Consider the following 17,903-nt stretch of genomic DNA (forward strand, 5'->3'; position numbering starts at 1 on the left):
TACCTCGGCCAAAAAGGGTAACTTCGCCGCATGGAAACTCTCGCCACAACACCTGTGCCTGCGGACTTGGTCGGCAGCTTCCGCAGCTTTGGTGAGTATGGCCCGGTCTATCAGATCACAGACAGGGTCAACGGACAGAAAGTTCACGTTGTTGTCGTCCAGACAGGCGAAGAACTTGATTACCCGATCGAACAGGCGATCCAGGATCCAGCGGCCAGGTAATCATGTTTGCCATCGCTTTTGACCTTGTAGTGGCCGACGCTGTTCAGCACCATCCACGTGGCGCGACGGCTGCCTACACCGACATTGGCGTCACACTGAAAAAGTACTCCTTCGACCGGGTACAGGGCAGTGTTACGTGAGCAAAAGGATGACATGGCGAATCGGTTTGCCGCCCTGCTGGCACTCAAGGCTCTGCCGTGGTTCGCCAAAGTCGTGCGGGATATCCGGGGGTTCCGCATTGAGAATTGGAGCGACTTCACTCCGATTATCAAAGGTTCCACTCCCTGACTGCGCCGAGATCAAACTCACGCTGTCTCAAACTCCGTCTCCCGGTCCGCTGAAGAGAAGCAGATGACCATCTCGGCATCCACGCCATCGAGTGCACGGGCGTTGTGCCACTGACCGGCGGGGATGGAGATGGTGTCGCCGGGATTGAGGATGAATTTTTGATCTCCCAGACTGTGCTCCAGCCTGCCTTTGAGGAGGTGCAGGATTTCGTCGCAGTTCGGGTGGCGATGGCGTGGGTTGGTCTGGTCCGCCGGGATGATCACATGACCGAAGGTCATGGTGGTGGAGTTCCCCATTTCACGCGAGGCCAGCCAGGTGAGTTTTCCCCACGGCTGGTCGATCAAAAGGCCTTCAGCGAAAGTGCGGATAGGGGAAGCTGGAATCATGACTGTCATGATTCCCACGACAGCCATTTTAGCGACTGATTTCTGGATTGTGTGAGGCGGGTAAGTTGTTTGTAAGCCAATGCCTCGTGCATTGCTTCTAATTATTGAATCTCTATCATGACAGCGTTCGCAGTTTTGAAAGCACAACGCCATTGTCATGCACTCCGCATCACTCACTCCACGGCATCAAAGTCACGCCTCCGGCCTGCTTTCAAAACTCGGCGCGCTGTGTCTTCTAGGACTGACAGGAGTCTCCGCAATGGCGGCAGACCTGCCCGCCTACCGCAGCCTGTTTGTGGATCTCTCGACGCGCCCAGATGCGCGCTCTCTCGCGGCCTTTGACCTCTGTGTTTTGAACCCGCAGGCGGAAGTCGAGATGGAGCCCGGGCATGCGCTGGGAAATCACTACTACGCGCTGCTGGATGTGGCGCACTTCAGCACCGGCTCCAAAGCCGCCATGCTCAGCGCCAGCCGCAAGATGGGCTCCAAGCCGGTGGATGGAAAAGCGCAGCTTCGGAGCATCGATCTCAGCGATGAGCACTGGGTCGCATGGGCGATCGAAACCATGGCCGATCCTGCGGCGCAGAAGGGTTTTGACGGCTTCGTCATCAGCTTGGGCGAAGAGCCCTCCACACCTGTCGCACGCGCAGCGGTGCTGTCTCTTGCCACTGCTCTGCGCCAGCGCTATCATGACAAGCCTCTGCTGCTGGACCTGCGCATGGGACACGGCATCGAGGCCGTGCCTGTGGCGAAAGGCTTTCTGGCCTTGGGAGTTTTCACCCGTGAAGGCAAAGACGGTGCCATGGAGTGGGTGCCGCTGGCGGAAACCCAGCGCGTGCTTCGCAGCATCCGCACGGTGCAGATGCAGGGCATGCGCGTCTTTGGTGTGGACTATGCTGCCGCCGATGATCGCAGCGCCTGCCGCGAGGCTGCCCAGCGCCTGACCAGTGCGGGAGTGCTGCCGTTCATCACCACGCCTGCGCTCAGCGGGGTGAACCTCGGCCCGCTGGAGGAATCCTCCCGCCGGGTGCTTGTGCTGCATGGCTGGGATGAAAAGCATGTGGGTCAGAAACCCACTCCTGCCAGTGGAACCACCACCGCACGTGTGCTGGGCCAGTCGCTGGAATGGCTGGGCTGCGAACTCCGATACCGCACTGCCAGCGGCACAGACTTCCTGCCAGAAGATCACGATTTCACCGCCGTCATTCTCGATCCCGGCCTGATCCTCAGCGCCGAGCAGCAGCGCACGCTGGCCTCCTGGCTGCCCTCGCTCCAGGCGCGCAAAATTCCGCTGCTGCTCACCAGCATGCCTTGGAACGACAGTGCCGCATTGCACATGGCCATGCAGCATCTCGGCATGGGCGGCAGCACCAAGCCCGCGCCACGCCTGACCAAGACCCAGGTGGTGGCCATGGACTCCAGTCTGCTGGGCACGAATGGCCGGGTCAGCCCGCGCTCGCTGGGTTTCCTTGACTTCACCGCACCGGCAGAGGCCCACGTGGTGCTGGCCCAGAGCGGACTGGATGCCATGGGTGCGGAGCATCGCTTTGACCAGGCCTTTCTCGCCACCTGGGGTGGGGCATGGATCGAGCCCGCCGCCTCTGCTGCGCCGACGCAGTTCAATCTCCCAGCCTTTCTCGCCCGCTGGATGGAGGCCGCCCAGAGCGGCCCGGTGCCAGACACCACCACACGCGAAGGCCGCCGGGTGTTTTACAGCCACATCGACGGCACCGGCTTCTCCACGCCCAGCACTCTGCCAGGCCTCCCGCTATGCTCCGAGGTGCTGCGCGATCAGGTCCTCAGCCGCTACCTGCTGCCCGTGACCGTCTCCGTGTGCGAGGCCGAGCTGCGAGCCTGGCTGCCTGGCCAGCCAGCGACGGAAGCCGCACGGCTGGAGCATGTGGCACGGAGTCTCTTTGAAATGCCGCAGATCCAGGCGGCCTCAAATTCCCTCTCCCGCCCCGCCACCTGGACTGCTGGCGCTGACATCAGCAGCCAGCTGAATGAGCGCGCCAATACAGCACGTCATGACCTGCCACGCGAGATCGCAGGCTCCATGAGCTACATCCACCGGCGCCTGCTGCCGACAGGCAAATCCGTGAGCCTCATGCTGTGGCCTGCCAAAGCCACCCCGAGCAGCGAGGCAGTGGAATACTGCCGCTCCATGGGCATCGAAAACCTGCAGGCTGGCGCAGGTGCCACCGTGAGTCCGGATGTGACGGCACGCCTGGAGCCAGCCGCGCTGCGTTTCAGCTTTGCCGATGCACGCACCGAGGCGGGAGTGGCCGCTCTGGGCAGGGCCTTTGACACCTGCGCCAGCGAGCCCCTGCATGCCATGACCGCCGCCACCTATGCCGCGAGCGTGCGCGACGCCCGCCACACCCGCGTGCTGAGCGCTGGTGCAGACCGCTGGATCATCCTGAACGGCGGCCAGTGCCGCACCCTGCGCATGCCAGCCACCGCTGGCGTGCCGGACATGGCGCGCTGCCAGGGCGTCTCCGGCTACAATCTGCATGCCGGGCAGCTTTACATCCACACCATGGGCCGGCAGCGCACCGACCTGGTGCTGACCCGCAGCGTGCCGGTGCAGCATCTGCGCCTCGCCGAATGCAGCGCCCAGGTGGAGTTTCTGGAGCTGAACTCCCGCCGCGCCACCTTCCAGGTCTGCGATCTGCGCCCGGTGGAGATCGTGCTGGCGGGCTTTGAGCCGCGCGGCCAGTGCGCCTATCTGGAAAACGGCCGCCCCTACACTGCGCACGCAGATGCCCAGGGCATCGTCCGTCTGGATCTCACCTGCCGCGCCACCGTCTCCCTCCAGTCCCTGCCTCCGGCTGCCAATGCCGCGATGCGCTGATCTTTCCTCCCACTCTCTGCCACTTCCACATGTCACGCTCCGCCCGCCAGGCACTGCTGCTCATCTTTTCCTACTCCATGCTGGCCGTGGCGTGGGGCTGGCGCCTGCATGCCAATGACAAGATCCCGGACGCGAAAGTGGACGCCTCTCTGGAGGCCACGCGCACCGGCCTGGCCGCGAAGCTGGCACATGCCCCGAAACATCTGCAAATGGCCGCAGTCATGCAGCTGGGACTGCTGCCGGATGCTGAGCTCAGGGCCTTGCAAAACTGGACGAAGATGATGCCCGAGCAGCGCGTGCGCCAGCTCACCGTGCAGCACGGACCGCTGCCCACCCCGAGCCCGCTGAACACCGCGCTAATCTTTGCCGAGATCCAACAGCCTGACGCACCTCTCCTCGAAGACAGCCGCATGTTTGTCAGTGCATCGGGAGACAGGATGGAAGAGGCGGACAAGATCGCCGCGCTGGAGATGCTCGCCACCCAGGCTCTTGAAACCAACGAACACAGCCTGGCCATCTCCATTCACGAGCGCGTGTGCGAGTTTCCCTCCGCCATATGGCAAAATGTGCTGAGCCTTACCGAGGCCGCACACGCTGCCCGGCGTCCGGCCGCAGCACTGCGAGTGGTGAATGAATGGCTCGCTGCCAAACCCTCGCGCCTCGATGCCAAGCAGCAGGAAGAGGCGCTGGATTTGCAGCTCTCTCTCCTGCTGGAAGGCTCCCGCTATGCCGAGGCCAGCCGCATCTCCCTCGATGCCCTGCGTGCCCTCAAGCCCTCCGCAGGCCTGCCGCCACGTATGCTGGAGCGCGCCCTGCTGGCCACTCGCGCTGCCGGTGAATCCGCCGAGCTGCTGCCATGGATCGAGTTTCAGCTGCGCACCTTTGCGGATCATCAGCGTTCCGTTTCATCTCTGTCCACAGGCACGAAGGTGGATCCGGAATACCGCCGCTGGGTGAATGAGGGCGCCTGCATTGCCGACCTGAACCATCAGAGCAGCATCGCCTGCGATCTGTTTTTCCGCCTCGCTGCCATGGGAGAAACCCGCGTGCTGGCCCGCCTGCACACGCTCGCGACGCAGATGCGGCGCGACAAGGAACTCTCCAGCGTGATTGCCAGCCTGCAGAGTCGCCTCGGCCCCATCCAGCTGGCGCAGGCGTTGGCAGACGGAGGCGCTCCGGCTGCGGCGCGCGCCGTGCTGGCTCCGCACCTCGAAGCTTCGCCAAATGATCGCGCCGCCTGGCATCTGCTGACAGAGATCGACATCATGCAGCGCGGAGAGGCCTCGGCACCCGTGCTGTGGGAGACTCTGCTCAAACGCTTTCCCGATGATGTGCATGCCCTGGGAGAGCTTTCGAAGCTCCAGATGGCCAGCGCACAATACCCGCAGGCGCTGCGCACGCTGCAGTCGATCCCCGAATCGCAGAGAGATGAGAATGCCCTGCGCAGCATCGTTTCACTGGCCATCCAGCTCGACGACATCCCGGCAGCACACCGTGCGCAGCAGCTCATCATCAGCTCCGCCGCACATCCAGCGGTCAGCGATGTCATGGCCCTCACGACCACCAGCCAGCAGCATGCGGACACCATGGCCGTCGAGGCAGCGCAGAGCGAGGCCTTGGCAAAACTACCCTCCGGCACCGACTTCCACCGCAGCCTGACCGCCAAAATGGAAACCGGCGAGGCCTCTCAGTTCAGCACGGCCGCCAAGGCCAGGTGAGCACCACATTGCATGCTTGATTCACCCGGCCTGTTTGTCACATTGCTCTTATGCAACTGACAGCTCTGCTTAAACCGGCGGAAGAATTCATTGCGGCACTTTGAGCATTTTAAACTCCGCTGCTGACTTACCATTCATGAAGTCCGTTCACGCTCTCCTTCTGCTCCTGCTCATTTTCACCGCTGCTGGCTGCAACACGCCACCGCGTGATGAGTACGGCCGCCGCCAGTTTTACGAGCTCCGCCTGCACAGTCTCGAATTTCCTGTAAGCCGCGCGCGTCTTTACAAAACTCTCCCCCCAGCCTCACCGGCTACCCCCACAGGCAGGCCTGGATCAGGGCTGCTGACCGGCAGCGAGTATTACCGGCTGGATGATCTCTTCGTGGTCGAGATGTCTGTCGTCTATAAAGCGGTGGCGGGCTTTGAGGATTATCTCAATCCCGCTCCCTCTATCGGTGGGCAGGTGCGTTCCATCCTCGATGCCTCGCAGAGTCTCGAAAACCTCATGGATCGCGGCACGCCGGAGCATCCTTCCGACATCATTCGCCGGGCGCAGATCGTGAAACGCCCGGTGCCGCGCTACTGAGCATGCGCTAGCCGTGCTTCTTGATGATCTGGATAAATTCCGGCAGGTACTCCTTCGCCTTCTTCTCGCCCACACCACGGATTTTGAGACCAGCATCGATCGTCTTCGGCTTGAGGCGTGTCATGAATTCCAGCGTCTGATTGCTGAAGATGAGGTAGGGCGGCACGCCCTCGGCCTCAGCCACGGCCGTGCGGTGGCGCTTGAGCTTTTCAAACAGCGCATCGTCAAAGCCGAGCTCTCGCGCGGCCAGCTCCTCGTTCATCGCGGTCTTGCCCTTCGGCTTGCTGGACACAGGCGCATGCAGCGAGGGCCAGCGCATGCGTACGTTCAGCCCCTTCCTCATCACCTCCGCTCCGCGTGAGGTCAGTGTGACCTTCGGATACTCGCCTGTGCTGGTCTCAATGAGCCCGAGTTTTTCCAACTCGGCAAACAGCGGGTGCAGCGCCTGGGTGCCAATGTGCTTGAGCAGGCCGTAGGTCGTGAGCTGGTCATGCCCTGCGTCCACGATCTCCTTCGATTTGCTGCCCACGAGCATCTGAATGATACGCCCTTTGCCAAAGCGCCCCTCCCAGGTGCCATCGGTCAGCTTGGTGGACATGCGTGCGATTCCGCTCAGCGCCTGGCGCAGCATGGTGACCTCCTCGGCGGTGCCCTCTCGCGGAGGCTGCACGCCCTCGGCGCGGCACACGTCGCAGGTGCCGCAGGGCGTGCTCTCGGTCTCGCCAAAATAGCGCAGGATCTGCTCCTGACGGCAGGCCTTGTCATCGTAGCAGAGGTCGATCATCGCCTTCAGCTTGGATCGGTCGCGGCGGTCTTTCTCGCGCAGCGCATCCACGTCAAACTCCAGGTCCCGCGTGAGCATGTTTGGCTGCAGCAGCCGTGTGCCGCGGATGCGTTTGCCGGGAATGTCAAAGCGCTCGATGTAGCCGCTGCGCGCCAGATGAATGAGCGCCGATCCGATCGCCATGCTGTTCTTGGCCCCTGAACGCTCGGTGATTTCATCGATGGATGCCTGCACTTCGTGGCTGGCGTCTGCCGCATTCAGCAGGGTCTGGTACACGCTGCGGATGACGTCCACGCCGGGGTTGTTTCCATCAATGAAAAACTCCTGTGTGCGGGTGTCGGCAAAGTTGAAAAACAGATCGCACTGCGAGGGCTCGCCATCACGCCCCGCACGACCTGCCTCCTGATAATAAGCCTCCACGCTGCCGGGCACGTCGAAGTGGGCCACAAAGCGCACGTCCGAGCGGTCGATGCCCATGCCGAAGGCATTCGTGGCCACGGCCACATCCGCCTTCTTGGTGATGAACTTCGTCTGCCGCGACTCGCGCTCTTTGTCGTCCAGCCCGCCGTGGTATTCGATGACCTTGAGCTTCCACGAGCGCAGCTCCTCGCCCACCTCCTCGACACGCTTGCGGGTGGAGCAATAAACGATGCCCGTCTTGAACTGCGCGATGAGCTTCTGCAGCCGCTCGTATTTGTCCGCGTTCGATTTGGTGTGGATGATGTTCAGGCTGAGATTTGGCCGCTCAAACCCGCGAATGGTCACAAAGGGATCGCGCAGCGCGAGCGTGTTCAGAATGTCGCTCCGCACCTCCGGCGTGGCCGTGGCGGTGAGGGCCACGACCTGCGGGCGGTCCAGCTGCGCCAGCGCCTCGCCCAGCCGCATGTAGTCGGGGCGGAAATCATGCCCCCACTGCGAAAGGCAGTGCGCCTCGTCCACGGCAAACAGCGCGATCTGCACCTGCCGCAGCGCATTCGTAAACGTACGGCTGCGGAAGCGCTCCGGCGCCACATAAACCAGCTTGTACTCTCCGTTTCGCAGCGCCTGGATGCGCTCCTGCTGCTCTCCCAGCGAGAGCGAGCTGTTGATCAGCGTGGCGGGAATGCCGCGCCGCTCCAGCGCATCCACCTGGTCCTTCATCAGCGCGATCAGCGGACTCACCACCACCGTGACGCCATCCATCACCATCGCAGGAAGCTGGTAGCACAGCGATTTGCCACCACCGGTAGGCATGATGATCATGGTGTCCCGGCCGCTCAGAATACTGGCCATCACCGTCTCCTGCCCGTCCAGAAACTCGCGGAAGCCAAAGTACTTCTGCAACGCCATCTTGGCGTCATGAATGGGTGTGGAGTCTGCAGTGGGAAGAAGGTCGGACACGGACCGCGCATCTTGGATGCGATGAGGAATGGCCGCAAGAAGACGCAAAAATATCAAAGGCCATGCTTCCAAGCAGCGCGCTTCCGGCACGGCGCATCATGCCAGCTCGTAGGATGGGTGTGGCGACAGCCCGCCCGTCCATCAGCGCACGGCAAACACCACGGCGCACGAACGTCCTCGCAGCCGGGCGGTTTGGCGAAGAAGCGTGGAAGCATCGGCATGATCTGGACGCCAAACACACCCAGCCTACGGCCAAAGCGCCCCCTTCAATGCTCGTCCTTCTTCTTCGCATCCTTCGCTTTCAGCGACGGTGTGAAGCCATACTTCTCCCCCGCCTGCCTCAGGCATTTGACGATGTTGGTCTCTTCAAACTCCAACGCCTCCTCCAGACGAAGCCCGGTGGTCTTGGGCAGCTTGGCGGCTTTGCGCTCGCGCACCATCGTCAGCGTGCGCGCCAGTTCGGTGCCGGGTTTTTCTGGAAAGGTGGCCCAGTAAGCGGGCTTGAGACAGGGGATGTCCAGCGGATCGCGCGTGATCATCTCCAGCAAGTAGTTCACCTGCGGATTGTACTTCTCAAACAGCGCAAACATGCGCGGAAGATCCAGGATGCCCTCTCCCAGCGGCACCTCGGAAAGAAGGAATCCGGTGGGTGTCTCCTGCACAGCCATGTCCTTGATGTGCGTGGTCACAGCAAAGGGAGCCAGCGTTTCCACCACCGTCATCGGATCTTCCAGCAGCGCGATGCTGTTTCCGGTATCGACACAGGCACCCATGTGCGGGCTGCTCAGGCGACCCAGCATTTCCGCCAGTTCGGCGGCGTGGAAGTCCTTGTGATTCTCGATGCCGATCTTCACTTTCTGCCGCCGTGCCACCGGCTCGGCCAGCTGCATGGACTTGAACGCGCCTTCCTTCCAGTGCTTGAATTCCTCAAGCGAGGAAAACAGCTCGTAGCGCCGCCCACCCGTGGCGGAGCGAAAGATCACCGCCCCGGCCTCCTTGGCAATGCGCACCTCCTGCTCAAACCTCGCCACATCGTTCTCATTCTTCGGCAGGGTGATGCTGCCCTCGAGCTTGATGCTGTAGGACTCGCAGGTGGCGCGCACCTGCCCGGCAAATTCCGCCGTCCAACCGCCCACCATCGTCTGCAGCGAACCGACGCCTAGATCACGCACATGATCCAGCACATCCAGCGCGTGCTCAAAGGGCGGGTATTTGATGTTCGAGTACTTCCCCTGCCAGCGCTTCCAGTACGAGTGGATCACAATGCCCATCCTCTTCCCCTGCAAAGCAGCCGATGAAGGCAGGGCGGCCGCAAAAGCGGCGGCGGAGGTGAGGAAGGTGCGGCGGGTCATTGGGTTTCAGGGAACGAAGATGAGCAGGCAAAGATTTCCAGATGCCTTCGCTAGCATTTTGTTGGCCGCACGAATTGATAGGTTTGTTTTACTTGAACCCACCAACCATTTTGGCGCACCTCGCTGGGAATGCAGATACAAAAATTGGTGCCTCACTGCAGACTGCGATATTGATTGTTCCACCACTTAACCAAATCGATATGCTGATCCAGCGTAACCCATGTCATGTTTTCACCGGGCTTGGGGTCACCACCGAAGATGATAGGCTGAATGTACCATTTGATCTTATCGGCGACCTGAGTGTCTGCACGAAGCCCGGCTGAATCAATCTCCAAGGAACACGGACAAAGCTCTTTGGCAGCCAACGGAATGGTAGGTACTGTGTATAGATTGTTGTCGGCATCGCATAGGATGAAATCGTCCCAGCTTTTGATGCCAACAAGAATGTAGCCGGGCAGGAAGCTGTTCACAGCATAACGCTCTGTCATGAGAGACGCCTCCGCCTGATCTTCAAAAAGAATGAAATAGTCCTTTTGGCACCATCCTTGGATCATGGCTTTGAAATATCTTCACCTCACCACCCCGCCCACCCACTCCGGCTGCCGCTTGGCCAGGCATTCGGAGAGCCAGCGCACCAGATCGGCCACCGATTCATGCTTCTTCCGCAGGGCGTTGAGCGCGGACCAGTCGATGGTATGACGTGGCGTTGGCAGCGTGATCTTCTGGATGTGCAGCAAATTGTGCACAGCCTCAAACTCCGCCGCGCTCATAGCGCGCAGGTCCTTGGCGGATGGCAGTTCGTCCAGCACGTTGAGCGGCACTCCCAGGGTGCTGATGCCCACGCCAAACTGATGACCGAGACTGCGCAGGGCATCCACCAGCGCCTCGTCGTTCAGGCCTTCGGCGATGACGAGCTCGCTCTGCAGCGTCCAGCGGGTGGCGCTGAGCGCCTGGAAAAAGTCGGCGCTGAAGGTGTCCAGCGCCACGCTGAGCTTGAGCTGCACGCCGGCCAGACTGACTTCAGGCCCGCCGAGATGGCGACGCAGATCGAGCATGGCGGGGTCAAAACGCGGTGCATCGTCGCTGCCGGTGTCGAGATCCCAGTCCGCCACGACGAGGTCGGGGATGTCCCACTCTCCCTCCATGCTGGGGGCTCCGCTGCTGTTGCGGTTCAGCAGAAAAGGGTAGCGCGAGCGCTGCAGGCAGAGCCGCTCATAGATGGCCACCATGCGCAGGTAGCGCGACCAGCACTGGTCACTCTCTCCCAGCTCGCTGTCAAAGAGGCCCTGGCGTGTGGTGCCGTTGGTCCCGGCAAAGGTCTTCTTCTGCCGCTGGTAGTAGCCCTGCCCCTGATCCACCTTGGCGATGGGGGACGTCGGGTCGTAGCTGAGGATGGAAAAATGGTAGCGCAGCGTGGCGTCGCTGTAGCCATCGCCGAGGCGCAGGCGCACGAGACGGATGAGTTCGGTGCCCTTGATCGAATCCGCAGGATCTTGCGGTAAGATTTCGGGCAGCAGTAGTCGCAGTTGTTCGCGTAGGTTCATCCTTGGTGCTGTGGTACAGCATGGCCGCGAAGCAGTTGTTTCGTCAACAAGAGAAACGCATCAGCCGCGCCGCTCCTCCCGAATGACATAGCGGGTGCGCCGGCTGTTCAGCCAGCGCACGCCAAACATGTCCATCGTGGCGCGGAGCGCGCGGTTGCCAAAGCCGTACTTGCTCACGCCGTGGATGCGCGGGCGGTGGTTCACCGGCATTTCGGTCACGCGCCAGCCCATGTTGCGGATGAGGGCGGGAATGAAGCGGTGCATGCCATTAAAGAGCAGCAGGGCCTCGCGGCAGTCACGGCGCATGACCTTCAGCGTGCAGCCGGTGTCGCGCACATGGTCCCCCACAAAGCGGGAGCGGACAAAATTGGCGATGCGGCTCTGCAGCCGCTTGAAGGCGGTGTCCTTGCGCTTGGCGCGGTAGCCGCAGACAAGGTCGTAACCGGGGGCCTCGTCCAGCTTGGCGATCATGGCCGGGATGTCGGCGGGGTCATTTTGCAGGTCGCCGTCCAGCGTCACGATAACATCTCCCAGCGCGGAGTGGATGCCGGCGTGCATGGCCGCGCTCTGGCCGCTGTTCTTTTCAAAGACCATCACCCGCACGCGCGGGCCGGGCTGCACACGCGCCAGGGTCTGATCTTTGGAGCCGTCGTCCACCAGCACCAGCTCGTAGTCCAGGCCGCGCAGCGCGGTGTCGATCTGCTGCTGCATCTCCACGACATTGTCCTCCTCATTATAAAGAGGCACGACGACGGAAACGGCGGGAGACGAGGGCATGGCGAAGGGTGAAAAAGGGCATCAAGAGTCGGGCGTACGCCCCCCGTGGCAAGCGAAGATTTTGAGCCAGCGGACCTCATTCCCCGCATGCATGACCCGCGCCACTGTGAGCAGCTCGGTGCTTTGGAAGCGCCGCCGCACCCAGATGGGCGGCCTGCTGGCATCCCTGTCTTCCGCGACAAACAGCGCACTGCGCCCCGCAAAAGCACCCCAATCTGCCTCAGAAGACTGCACTGGCTCAGCACGCCCCAGGTAAAAATCCAGCTCTGCCGCGAGCACCTGGTCATCCGCCACCACAAAATATCCGCCTCCCGACTGCTCAAGCACCGAGGCGACGACTCGTGCACTCTCCCGCCAGCCGTGCATGACCCGGGCCGGATCGGCCAGGATGGCACGCGTATAGTCTGTGGCAGCACCTGTGCCGGATGAAAAAGGCCACCGCAGCCCCAGCGTGCGCGGCAGGTCCGTCTGCAGGAGGAAAGCGCTCTGCAGCGCGGCCAGCACGAGTGCCACCGTGCGCAGGCTGATCTTTTGCTCGATCACCGCTGCGCGCGCCACAGTGCCGCGATGCGCCAGCAGCACCGCGCCAAAGAGCATCCACACCGCACCGCTGGTCCCAGGCCAGCTCTCGTGCGGCCCATAGAAAAAGTCTATACCTGCCAGCGGCAGCAGCAGGGCCAGGGGCAGCCCGCGAGCGGTCTGCAGCATGCCGCCCGCCAGCCCCGCACGCACGCTCAGTACCAGAAAGATGAGCAGCATGGGCGAGGCCAGCACAATCCAGCGCATGAGACTGGGCACCATCCGCCACTCCGGCAGCCAGCGCCATGCCATGAAGGCAGGCCCACCGCTCGCAGCCTGCGAGATCAGCCAGAGCACCAGCACCGCCGCCCAACCGCCCGCGATCCAGCGAAATCCCGTTGCGCGCAGTTGGTGCCGTGCCTGCATCGGAAACGCCAGCGCAAGAGCCACCGCCACCATGACCGCCAGAGCAGGCGGCTGCGCCAGCGCCACCCCCACCACACATGCCGCAGCCGCTTTCCAGTGCCGCTGCCGGGGATCCTCCTCCCGCAACGCCCGGCGCATCAGCAGCACCGCCTCAGGCAGAAGCACACACACCAGCAGCGCCGGAGTCAGCGTGACGGCAGCGAGATTGAAGACCGGCAGCACATTCAAAATCACCACCACCCAGCCCGCGATGTGCTCATCATGCAGCTCCCGCGCCAGCCGCCACACCAGCAGAGACGCCGCCAGCGCCAGCAGCGGTGCAAAAAGCCGCACCCCAGCCTCGCTGGCTCCGCCGCAGAGCATCCCCAGCCTGGCCAGCAGGGGAACCAGCGGCCCATGGCCAAAAAAACCACTCCACGGCCCGTGTTTCGCCTGAAAAACCGCCAGCGCCTCGTCCGGCGCGAGTTCCAGCGTCGGCAGCAGGGCCCAGCGCCAGAGCGTGAGCAGGCCCAGGGCGGCTAAGAGAAAGCGCTGGCGCGGCATGATGGTTGGGCGCATTGAATAGAGGACGCCACGCGCATGTCAAAGTGTCGTCACCCCCAACCTGTCCACTCTCATGAAACTCTTTTACCTGCTCCCGCTGCTGCTTCTGGCCCCGGCCCTGCGTGCCGAGGACGCCCAGCCAAAGACTGCCGAGGAAATCATCCGCATCGTGCAGAACAGCTACGCCCTGCAAAACTACAAGATGAACGGCCAGCTGCGCGACGACTCCACCGGCCGCGTGGAGCCGCTAACGCTCACGATGCAGGAGCGCGTCATGCGCTTCCTCTTCAAAAACCCGCCGCCTGAAATCGTGCACCTGGACATGAACACCTCTCCCGCCACCCTCTATCAGGTGCGCCAGGGCGGCTCCTCCGTGGTGCCCACCAGCCAGCATGGCAACAAAGTGCGCGGCATGGAGTTCAACTACGAGGACCTCTCCCTCGCCTTCCTCTACTGGCCGAGGCCCCAGCTCATGAATGAGGACCGTGTCAGCGGCCAGAAATGCTGGGTCGTGCGTGTCACCAATCCGGATCGTGGAGGTCCCTACTACGCGGTCGATCTCTGGGTGCACCAGGGCAGCGGCGGTGCTGCCAAAATGCAGGCCTTTGACTGGGATAGCAAAATCGTGAAACGCTACCAGGTCACCAAGGTGCAGAAAGTGGAGGGGGCTACCACCCTCAAGGAGCTGCGCATCGAGTCCGTCAATCCTGCCAATGGCGATGTCATCGGCCGCACATACATGACACTGGAAGACCCGGTGAAGAACAACTGACGCGACGCATGCAACCGCCGCGCAAATTCAATCCCCACCCCTTCGCCTACCACCAGGAGCTGGACGTCCGCATCGAGAGCCTCACCAACGAGGGCGCCGGAGTCGCCCGCGTGGACGGCTGGGTCGTCTTCGTGCCTTTCACCCTCGTGGGCGAGCTGGTGAAATGCCGTGTCTTCCGCAATCACAAAAATTACAGCGAGGCCGACTTCGTCTCCGTCATCGAGCCCTCGCCGCAGCGTGTCGCACCGCAGTGCGCCCTCTTCGGCCAGTGCGGCGGCTGCCAGTACCAGCACCTCTCCTATGAGGAGCAGCTGCTCTCCAAGCAGCGCCAGGTGGCCGATCTGCTCCGGCACATGGCCAAGATCGAGCATCCCGTCTGCCCGGTCATCCCCTCGCCGGTGCAATACGGCTACCGCTCCAAGATCACGCCGCATTTCCATCGGCCCAAGGAGGGCGGCATCGGCGCCATCGGCTTCCTGCGTGCACGCACGCGCAATGCGATGGTGGATGTGGAGCACTGCCCCATCGCCATGCCGCAGCTGAATGACCAGCTGGCCGCCGTGCGTGCCCGCGCCCGCGCCAACTCCGCCGAGTTTAAAAACGGCGCCACCCTCCTCATGCGCGCCGCCAGCAATGGCGTCCTCACCCGCCCCGATGAAATCGCCGTCGAAGACGTGGACGGCGTACGTTTCGAATTCCAGGCTGGCGACTTCTTCCAGAACAATCCCTTCATCCTGCCCAAGTTCGTCCGCCATGCCATCGACGAGGCCAAGGCCACCGGTGCCAAGCATCTCGTGGATGCCTACTGCGGCAGCGGCCTTTTCGCCATCAGCGCCGCCCGCGACTTTGAGCAGGTCATCGGCGTGGAGATCTCTGAAACCGCTGTCAAAAAAGCCGCTCACAACGCCGAGATCAACGGCCTGACCAACTGCCGCTTCATGGCCGCCGATGCCCAGCATGTTTTCAAAGATGTGCCGCATGCCGGAGCCGACACCGTGGTCATCATTGATCCGCCGCGCGCTGGCAGCAGCCCTGAGTTTTTGCAGCAGCTCTTCGCCTTCGGTCCCAAGGGCGTCGTTTACATCTCCTGCAATCCCGCCACGCAGATGCGCGATCTCGTTCTTTTCACCGAAGCAGGCTTCAAGCTCGGTACCGTGCAGCCCTTTGACCTCTTCCCGCAGACCAAGCATCTCGAGTGCGTCATGACTCTGAGCCGATGAACCGTTTCGAATTCGCCACCGCCCAGCGCATCATCTTTGGCCGTGGCGTCTTCCGCGAGCTGCCGGATCTCTGCCGCAGCTTCGGCAAGCGCACGCTGCTCGTCACCGGCAGCCGCCCGCAGCAGTGGGCAGACCGCTTTCCCCACGTGGGCATCCACTCCATCAGTGGCGAGCCCACCGTTCAGGACATCGAAAGCGGTGTCGCACTCGCCAAAGAACTGCGTGCCGATGTCATCGTCGCCATAGGCGGCGGCAGCGCCGTCGACGCTGGCAAAGCCATCTCCGCGATGAGCACGCAGCCGGCAGATCTGCTGCGCTACATCGAGGTCATCGGCGAAGGCAAACCGCTCGACGCCTCCCCCCTTCCCTTCATCGCCGTGCCCACCACCGCCGGCACCGGCGCTGAGGCCACGCGCAATGCCGTGATCGCCAGCTCCGCGCACCGCGTCAAAGCCAGCCTGCGCCACATCTCCATGCTGCCGCGCATCGCGCTCATCGATCCCGAACTGGCGGTCGATGTCCCGCCATCCGTTACCGCCGCCAGCGGCATGGACGCCCTGACGCAATGCCTCGAGGCCTTCGTCTGCTCCCGTGCGCAGCCCATGACCGATGCCCTCTGCCTCGATGGCATCCAGCGCGCCGTGCGCTCTCTGGAACGCGCCTTTGAAAACGGCCACGACATCGACGCCCGCGAAGACATGGCCCTCTGCGCACTGAACAGCGGCATCGCCCTCGCCAATGCCGGACTCGGCGCTGTGCACGGTTTCGCCGCTCCCATCGGCGGCATGTTTCACGCCCCGCACGGTGCCGTCTGCGCCGCCCTGCTGGCCCCTGTGTGGGAGGCCAACTCCCGCCGCGTGCAGGACCGCGCCAAGTTCACCCAGGTGGACACCCTTCTCGGCGGCGATGCTATTTCCTATCTTCACCACCTCACCAGCCGCCTGCAGATTCCCAAACTCAGCCAATGGGGCATCCAGGAAAGCGACCTTGAAGAAATCGCCCTCAAAGCAGCTGCCGCCAGCAGCATGAAGGCCAATCCGGTTTCGCTGACGCATGAGGAACTCGTCATGATTCTGCGCATGGCGTTCTAGCGCGCGCCAGCGTCCCCGGAGTGCGGTGCTTCAGCACCGCTCTCGACACGCCCAGCGGAAACAAGTCTTCCCTTGCCCCCGCCACTCCCACCTCACACCGTGCGCACATGCTTCGCCGTTCGGATCAGCCGCCACCCTGGCCACACGCTCCCACACATCTGCTCGACGCCACCGGCATCTATTTCGTCACCGCCTCCACGCATCTGAAACAACACCATTTCCGCTCACCTGCCCGCCTGGATGTCCTGCAGCGCGGCCTGCTCACAGTCACTCACGACTTCGGCTGGCGACTCGAAGCCTGGGCCATTTTCTCCAATCACTACCACTTCATCGCAAAAACACCTCCGGATGCCAAGGACGCCAACTCACTGCCGAAAATGATTCGTGCCCTGCATGGTCCGCTATCCGTTTGGGTGAACAAACTGGACGAAGCACCAGAACGTCAGGTCTGGCACAACTACCGGGAAACCCTGCTAACCCGGCAGACGTCATATTTTGCACGCTTGAACTACACGCACAACAATCCGGTGAAGCACGGGCTCGTCAGTGCTGCCCGGGACTACCCATGGTGCTCGGCAGCCTGGTTTGAGAAAGAGACACCACCAGCGATGATGCGTGCAATTTCACGCTTTAAGACGGACCGGCTTCAGGTGGAGGATGATTTTCAACCAGAGAGTGAGCAATAGAGCTGACAAAAGCGGTGCTCAAGCACCGCAATCCGGGGACGCTGTCGCGGACAGGTTCCTCACTTGAAATTCGTGGTAAACTTTGCTCCTGGCTTCATGCCAAGAAATTGCACCCGCAGGTCTGGATGTGCCTGAAGATGTCTCGACAGCTCCGCACAGTTCGTCTCGATATGCAGGAACTGATTATCATCGGAGAAAACAGCCATGATGAAGTATTTGTATTCCTGACCGCCGACGTTGGTCTCATCGCGGTCAGAGTCATAGCGTGTTGACAGAGGCTTGAATTCAATGCTTCGGCGCGATCCTTTGGACACGGCGGGTATCCCCAGGGTCTCCGAAGTAGCGATGACGAGCTGCTCTTCTCCACGCCTGTACTTGGCGGAGGTATCACTCGTCACGAGCAGAAAGGTGGCTGAAGCTGACGCCATGGGCTGGGTGCGTGCGCTCTCGATGACGACTTCCGGCGTCATGGTCATCGTCATCATGTATGTGGACCCCTGATAGGGAGCGTTGCGCTTGCCCACCTTGGCCTGGATGTGGAGGGAGGGGTATTTTTTGCTCAGGTCCGCCTTGGCATCTTTGGCCGCCGGCTGCCCAGAGGCACACAACACAAAGCTAGACAACGCAAGGATGACGGCAGATGCGGTTTTTGAGGTCATGCTAGTATTGTGTTAGGTTAGTTTACCGCAAAACTTTTCAATCTTTTCGAAAATGCGTTCCGCAGTGGCGGTCCATACAAAAGGCTTGGGATCTTT

General features: G+C 62.1%; 16 protein-coding genes and 1 pseudogene. 9 read left to right on the forward strand and 8 right to left on the reverse strand.

Annotated elements, in window-relative coordinates:
* Positions 1 to 30: 30 nt before the first annotated feature.
* Together HNQ65_RS25610 and HNQ65_RS27075 are read left to right on the forward strand one after the other, a co-directional pair.
* Positions 31 to 222: a DUF5397 family protein gene (locus HNQ65_RS25610; protein ID WP_184344553.1), complete on the forward strand. Its 192-nt coding sequence runs from the start codon at positions 31 to 33 to the stop codon at positions 220 to 222.
* A 2-nt stretch (positions 223 to 224) separates the two neighbouring features.
* Positions 225 to 510 (forward strand): annotated as a pseudogene (locus tag HNQ65_RS27075) (virulence factor).
* A gap of 17 nt (positions 511 to 527) precedes the next feature.
* On the opposite strand, the gene HNQ65_RS25620 reads toward HNQ65_RS27075, so the two are convergent.
* Positions 528 to 896 carry a cupin domain-containing protein gene (locus tag HNQ65_RS25620; protein ID WP_184344555.1) on the reverse strand — a complete coding sequence of 123 codons (369 nt, stop codon included), beginning with the start codon at positions 894 to 896 and terminating at the stop codon, positions 528 to 530.
* 157 nt (positions 897 to 1,053) lie between these two features.
* Here HNQ65_RS25620 and HNQ65_RS25625 point away from each other — a divergent pair, with 157 nt between their 5' ends.
* The 3 genes from HNQ65_RS25625 (at position 1,054) to HNQ65_RS25635 (ending at position 6,054) form a co-directional block, all read left to right on the forward strand.
* The gene (locus HNQ65_RS25625) at positions 1,054 to 3,750 is read left to right on the forward strand and encodes a hypothetical protein (protein WP_184344557.1); all 2,697 of its coding nucleotides are present in this window, start codon (positions 1,054 to 1,056) and stop codon (positions 3,748 to 3,750) included.
* Between the two features lie 29 nt (positions 3,751 to 3,779).
* Positions 3,780 to 5,468 (forward strand): tetratricopeptide repeat protein, encoded by a 1,689-nt coding sequence (locus tag HNQ65_RS25630; protein WP_184344559.1) that lies wholly within the window; start codon positions 3,780 to 3,782, stop codon positions 5,466 to 5,468.
* 136 nt (positions 5,469 to 5,604) lie between these two features.
* The gene (locus HNQ65_RS25635) at positions 5,605 to 6,054 is read left to right on the forward strand and encodes a hypothetical protein (protein ID WP_184344561.1); all 450 of its coding nucleotides are present in this window, start codon (positions 5,605 to 5,607) and stop codon (positions 6,052 to 6,054) included.
* Between the two features lie 7 nt (positions 6,055 to 6,061).
* Here the strand turns inward: HNQ65_RS25635 and HNQ65_RS25640 are convergent, their stop codons facing one another.
* The 6 genes from HNQ65_RS25640 to HNQ65_RS25665 all read right to left on the reverse strand — a co-directional run bounded on the left by HNQ65_RS25640 (position 6,062) and on the right by HNQ65_RS25665 (position 13,394).
* Entirely contained in the window at positions 6,062 to 8,218 is a 2,157-nt protein-coding gene (locus HNQ65_RS25640) for a RecQ family ATP-dependent DNA helicase (RefSeq protein ID WP_343076583.1), read from the reverse strand.
* A 266-nt stretch (positions 8,219 to 8,484) separates the two neighbouring features.
* Positions 8,485 to 9,570 (reverse strand): sugar phosphate isomerase/epimerase family protein, encoded by a 1,086-nt coding sequence (locus tag HNQ65_RS25645; protein WP_184344563.1) that lies wholly within the window; start codon positions 9,568 to 9,570, stop codon positions 8,485 to 8,487.
* Between the two features lie 152 nt (positions 9,571 to 9,722).
* On the reverse strand, positions 9,723 to 10,124 hold the full coding sequence (locus HNQ65_RS25650; protein ID WP_184344565.1) for a hypothetical protein: 402 nt from the start codon (positions 10,122 to 10,124) through the stop codon (positions 9,723 to 9,725).
* Positions 10,125 to 10,139: 15 nt separating this feature from the next.
* Positions 10,140 to 11,114, reverse strand: coding sequence for a hypothetical protein (locus tag HNQ65_RS25655; RefSeq protein ID WP_184344567.1), 975 nt, complete (start codon positions 11,112 to 11,114; stop codon positions 10,140 to 10,142).
* 60 nt (positions 11,115 to 11,174) lie between these two features.
* Positions 11,175 to 11,891, reverse strand: coding sequence for a glycosyltransferase family 2 protein (locus HNQ65_RS25660; RefSeq protein WP_184344569.1), 717 nt, complete (start codon positions 11,889 to 11,891; stop codon positions 11,175 to 11,177).
* A gap of 21 nt (positions 11,892 to 11,912) precedes the next feature.
* Positions 11,913 to 13,394, reverse strand: coding sequence for a glycosyltransferase family 39 protein (locus tag HNQ65_RS25665; RefSeq protein ID WP_221306300.1), 1,482 nt, complete (start codon positions 13,392 to 13,394; stop codon positions 11,913 to 11,915).
* A 58-nt stretch (positions 13,395 to 13,452) separates the two neighbouring features.
* On the opposite strand from HNQ65_RS25665, the gene HNQ65_RS25670 reads away from it, so the two are divergent.
* The 4 genes from HNQ65_RS25670 (at position 13,453) to HNQ65_RS25685 (ending at position 17,148) form a co-directional block, all read left to right on the forward strand.
* A complete protein-coding gene (locus tag HNQ65_RS25670) occupies positions 13,453 to 14,151 on the forward strand; it encodes an outer membrane lipoprotein-sorting protein (RefSeq protein ID WP_184344574.1) in 699 nt (232 codons plus the stop codon).
* Between the two features lie 8 nt (positions 14,152 to 14,159).
* A complete protein-coding gene (locus tag HNQ65_RS25675; protein WP_184344576.1) occupies positions 14,160 to 15,371 on the forward strand; it encodes a class I SAM-dependent RNA methyltransferase in 1,212 nt (403 codons plus the stop codon).
* Complete coding sequence (locus HNQ65_RS25680; RefSeq protein WP_184344578.1) at positions 15,368 to 16,462, forward strand: iron-containing alcohol dehydrogenase; 1,095 nt, start codon at positions 15,368 to 15,370, stop codon at positions 16,460 to 16,462. Before HNQ65_RS25675 ends, HNQ65_RS25680 begins: the two co-directional genes overlap by 4 nt.
* A 107-nt stretch (positions 16,463 to 16,569) precedes the next feature.
* The gene (locus tag HNQ65_RS25685) at positions 16,570 to 17,148 is read left to right on the forward strand and encodes an REP-associated tyrosine transposase (RefSeq protein ID WP_184344580.1); all 579 of its coding nucleotides are present in this window, start codon (positions 16,570 to 16,572) and stop codon (positions 17,146 to 17,148) included.
* Between the two features lie 59 nt (positions 17,149 to 17,207).
* On the opposite strand, the gene HNQ65_RS25690 is transcribed toward HNQ65_RS25685, so the two are convergent.
* Positions 17,208 to 17,807, reverse strand: a complete 600-nt coding sequence (locus HNQ65_RS25690) for a hypothetical protein (protein WP_184344582.1) — start codon at positions 17,805 to 17,807, stop codon at positions 17,208 to 17,210.
* Between the last annotated feature and the right edge of the window lie 96 nt (positions 17,808 to 17,903).

The organism is Prosthecobacter vanneervenii, assembly GCF_014203095.1.
In the GTDB taxonomy this organism is placed as follows: Bacteria; Verrucomicrobiota; Verrucomicrobiia; order Verrucomicrobiales; family Verrucomicrobiaceae; genus Prosthecobacter; species Prosthecobacter vanneervenii.